3 protein-coding genes and 1 riboswitch are annotated in these 4,687 nt (G+C 30.5%); of the genes, 1 reads left to right on the forward strand and 2 read right to left on the reverse strand.

The features are described 5' to 3' along the window. Positions 1–215 precede the first annotated feature (215 nt). Together RR409_RS20740 and RR409_RS20745 are read right to left on the reverse strand one after the other, a co-directional pair. The gene (locus RR409_RS20740) at positions 216–1,568 is read right to left on the reverse strand and encodes an amino acid permease (RefSeq protein ID WP_332559680.1); all 1,353 of its coding nucleotides are present in this window, start codon (positions 1,566–1,568) and stop codon (positions 216–218) included. Between the two features lie 126 nt (positions 1,569–1,694). Beyond that, positions 1,695–1,787: riboswitch (glycine riboswitch) on the reverse strand. Between the two features lie 385 nt (positions 1,788–2,172). Continuing rightward, positions 2,173–3,753 (reverse strand): peptidoglycan-binding protein, encoded by a 1,581-nt coding sequence (locus RR409_RS20745; RefSeq protein ID WP_332559681.1) that lies wholly within the window; start codon positions 3,751–3,753, stop codon positions 2,173–2,175. Between the two features lie 353 nt (positions 3,754–4,106). Here RR409_RS20745 and RR409_RS20750 point away from each other — a divergent pair. Further along, positions 4,107–4,687 (forward strand): DUF554 domain-containing protein (locus RR409_RS20750; protein WP_332559682.1); only part of this gene is annotated, 581 nt, incomplete at its 3' end.

Genomic DNA, 4,687 nt, shown 5'->3' on the forward strand with positions numbered 1-4,687 from the left:
TAAAATTTAAATAGAATTTAAAAGAGTTCCTATACTACTTTAATAAATAATATAGATATCTTTAAAATTATTGATCATTATAATTCTACCATATTACCTATAACATAAGGGATACTTATTACATAATCTTATTTGTATTATTAGGTTGGCATGTATTAAAATGTGAAATGAAAAAAGAACTCCAAGAATGTAAACTATTGGAGTTCTTCTATAAACTATTTATTCTTTTTTATAGCATAATATACAGGTAAACCTACTAAAGTAATTCCAAGCCCAACTAATGCCAATATTGTATCACTCATTAGAGTACTAAAAATTATATATATACCTCCAACAATCCCTATGATTGGTGTTATTGGATATAAAGGCACCTTAAATGGCTTAGGAAGATGCTTGAATTTGCTTCTTAAGATGAACACTCCTGCAACTGCCATAGTAAAGAATATCCATAATACAAACATTACAAGATTTGTAAGTAATTCGAAAGATCCACTTAAAACATACAATGAAGCAATTACAACTTCTATTACAAAAGCATTTAACGGTGTTTCAAATTTTTCATTAATCTTTCCAAAGAACTTTGCAAAAGGGAAAAGTCCATCTTGTGCCATAGCAAATGGTATTCTTACTCCAGTCATTAAATATCCATTTAATGCACCAAATATTGATATCATAATACCAGCTGCAATAAGACTAGCTCCAGTTTCTCCAAATAATATTACTGCTGCATCTGTAGCTGGCTTTGATGAAGCTACTACATCAGCCACTGGCATAACTTTAATTATAGCAAGATTAATAAGAACATAAACAGCAATTATTACTAGTAAACCAATGATTATAGATTTTGGCAAATCTTTTTCTGGATTTTTTAGTTCTCCAGCCATATTACCTACAGCTATCCAACCATCATAAGCCCATAATGTACCTAAAATAGCTGCTCCGAAACCTGATAATCCTACTGCAGCTCCTGGGATTGGGTTGTTTGAAAAGCTATTAGCTGTTCCATTCATTAAACCAAAGATAATTATAATAGCAATTGGTATAAGTTTTGCAATAGTTGATATTAATTGAACCTTACTTCCAATCTTTGTAGACACAATATTTAATACCATAATAAATATAATCATAAAAATTGCTAAAAGCTTTTGTTGAACACTAGTCATGGGAATAAAATATGTTGATTGCGTTACAAATACTATAGCTAGTGCTGCTACAGCTGCTGGTACATATACAAAACTCTGTACCCATCCAAATAAAAATGCCCATTTTTCACTATACAGTTCTTTTAAATAAACAAAAACCCCACCTGTTTTTGGAATAGCTGTAGCTATTTCTGCAATAGTTAGTGCAGAAGCTATAGTAATTATACCTCCTACTATCCAAGCTAAAATACCCATCATAGGTGTTCCGCCATTGCCAAAAACTGCAGAAGCCTTAAAGAATATACCAGAACCTATTACAATACCTATAACCATTGTAATTGATTCAAATAATCCTATTTGTTTTTTTAGGGAACTTGATTTTTGATCTTTTGATGCTTCTTGAATTTCTTCTTTTCTTAGTTCCATGAAAATAATCCTCCTTTGTAATGACCTATTATCTTTAATTATGAGGTATTGGGGTTATTTTGCCTCATAATTCATGTTTCTAAACAGAAAAAAGACAAGGAATAAAATAGCATGCTAAAAAAAGCTATCTTATTCCCTGTCCATTTATCTGAAAGATTCCTCTTTAAAAGACTTGCTCCGTTGATGTCACATTTAAGTGAACTCTCCAGGGTTGTGTCAAATTATTGTACTTGACCTGAAAGCTTCAAAATAAATGAGTAGCTCCATTTATTTCTTTCTTCTACGGTTATTTAAACAAATATCTCCAACAATTATCATCCACCATTATTAAAGTAATTTAATTTTAATGGGGATTTGTATAAAAGTCAATAATATTTTCGACAATATTTTGCATATTTCACTAAAATATATTTTTCTAAATTTATTTATTCATAAAAAACTTAATAAATCAGTAAATATCTTTGAAAATATAATGTAATTAAAAATTTAACAAATTTTCATAGCATTATTGTACTAAAAATTTAAAGTTTACATAAATAAAATTAATTAATTTGAAAAAAATCAAATTGAAATTGAACTTTTAACCAAGTAAAGTTTAAAAACTTTAACCATTGTTTAATTTAATATCATTATGATATTTCACTAAGGTATCCCAAGTGATTTTATCCACCTTACCTGTTACAGGTATTTTTGCAATCCTTTGGAATTCTTCTATTGCTGAAGCTGTATTATATCCATAAATTCCATCACCATTGAGAAAAATTATAGTTGGATATTTACGTCTAAGTACATTTAAATAATCTTGTACAAGGATTACCTCATTTCCTATAGATCCAAAGGTCAACTCTTTTCCTGGAAAAGGAGGTAATACCTCTGACTCTCTTTCACCCTCTCCATTAACCTCTGCCATTCTAGTTACTGCTACGTATATTTCAGATATTTTATACCAAGTTGCATAATCAACAGTTCCATTTTCAATTAAGTTAAATATCCTTTGAAAAGTTTTTACGGAATTTTTAGTTTGGCTTCCATAGATGCCATCTGTAGATAATTTTTTAATTAGTGGAAAATTATTTGAAATCTTATTTAAATATCTTTGAATAGTAACTACATCTTTTCCTCTAGCCCCATTTGTTAGAATATAGCCAGGATAAGACTGTAGGACTCCACGGATCATTGTTGATGTATCAAAAATCACATCTTTTCCATAAAAGTGACTTAATATTTCATAAGGTGTTTTACCTTGATCTCCAAGATACTTGCTCCCCCACTGAGTTAAATGGCCAGGACATTTTGCCTTTATTCCGTCACAATATTGAGCGAAAAGTGGCTGTATTGCTCCTTTTCTTTTGATATATTGTGCAAAAGCTTCATCAACAAATTTGCTTATATTCTCAAAGATATTTCTTCCAAATACAAAATAGTGATCGTAAGCTGTTGAATTAGTTATGTCAAAGTTTTTTCCTTTTGACCTATACCACTCTGTGAAAATTCTATTTAAAGTAAAGGATACAATACAATGTATGTTTGCTCTTATGGTGCTTTCTGACCATGTTGGGTATATTTCGCTACTGGCTACATTTTTAATATAATCTCTAAAGGTTACTGAATGATTTGTGCTAAAGGAATTTGGGGTACCCATATGGACAACGATTTTGTCAGGAATAACTACTTCAGGTAGTACTCTATACATGGTTTTAGGATTTGGTATGCCTTTTTCTTCCTCTTCAGACTTCTTCTTTTCATAGTTACCATATAAACCATGGGCACCTATGTTTATTATTTCTCCCATATTACTTGAAACTTGCACTTCACTTCTCATACCCATAAATTGTGAGTTTGACATTGTTATTGGTTTTAAGTTAATTTGTTGAATTGATATTATTCCTGGAAATACCTGAACACCTTTAACAGTCACTGGTAATCTATCCTTTGCTTCCACTTTAACTTCCCAAGAACTATAGGGTGCAAGGTCCGTATTGTCACCAGGTGATTGAGATAACGCAGTTGATGGCGCAGGTAATTCAACTACTTCCGTTAGTCCGTTTGAATCTGTATATAATTCTTTTATACCAACATTATTATATTGAAATTCTTCTGGAGTTATGATGACCTTAGCTCCAGAGTATGGCAAATAACCTTCACCATGAAAAACCATTACTTTTAACTTGCCAGAATAATTCATACTCTCCCTCGATACAATTAGTATTGTTTTATAATATGATAGAGACCCTTGATTTTGTGCATAAATAATGAAACATCAAATTATTTAAGAATACTTTTGAAAAACACTTAGTGAATATTAATAAAAATCATTTTACAGCAGCATATTTTCAATATATTTAACTTATTTTTATCTGCGATATAATCTGTACTTGTGATATTTTTAATATTAAGTAAAATGTCATCATACTAGTAATTTAGCATGCTCAGCGATCTTTTAAATTACACCATAATAGGATTAAATTTATTGACATATTAACGCTTTATTGTAAAATTATTATTGATAAAATTAAATATTGAAGGGGGTTGGGATAAATGTTAGGTACAATAGTTAACTTTTTAGCTATAGTAGGTGGTGCGCTATTAGGGTTATTTCTAAAGGGAGGTATTCCTGAAAAAGTTAGCAATACAGTTATGCAGTCAATATCACTATGTATTTTATACATAGGAATCTCTGGTGCCTTTAAAGTTGAAAATATGCTTGTGGTAATAATTTGCATGAGTATTGGCGCTGTTACTGGGGAATTAGCAGACCTTGATAATATTCTAAAAAAACTTGGAGATTGGCTCCAAAATAAATTCAAAAATAGTGAAAGCAAGATTTCAGAAGGTTTTGTTAGTGCTAGTTTGCTTTATTGTGTTGGTGCAATGGCAATAGTGGGTTCTCTAGAAAGTGGGCTCCAAGGAAAACATGACATATTATTTTCAAAATCTATCTTAGACGGTGTTTCTGCTATTATATTTTCATCTACTCTGGGGATTGGAGTAATGTTTTCTGGAGTTTCAGTACTTATATATCAGGGATTAATAACCTTATGCGCAGCTTTTTTAAGTCCTGTACTTTCAACTGCAGTAATTGCAAATATGACAGCTTGTGGAAGTTTGATCATAATTGG

The sequence above is a fragment of the Clostridium sp. genome (assembly GCF_036642255.1).
Lineage (GTDB): Bacteria > Bacillota > Clostridia > Clostridiales > Clostridiaceae > Clostridium_J.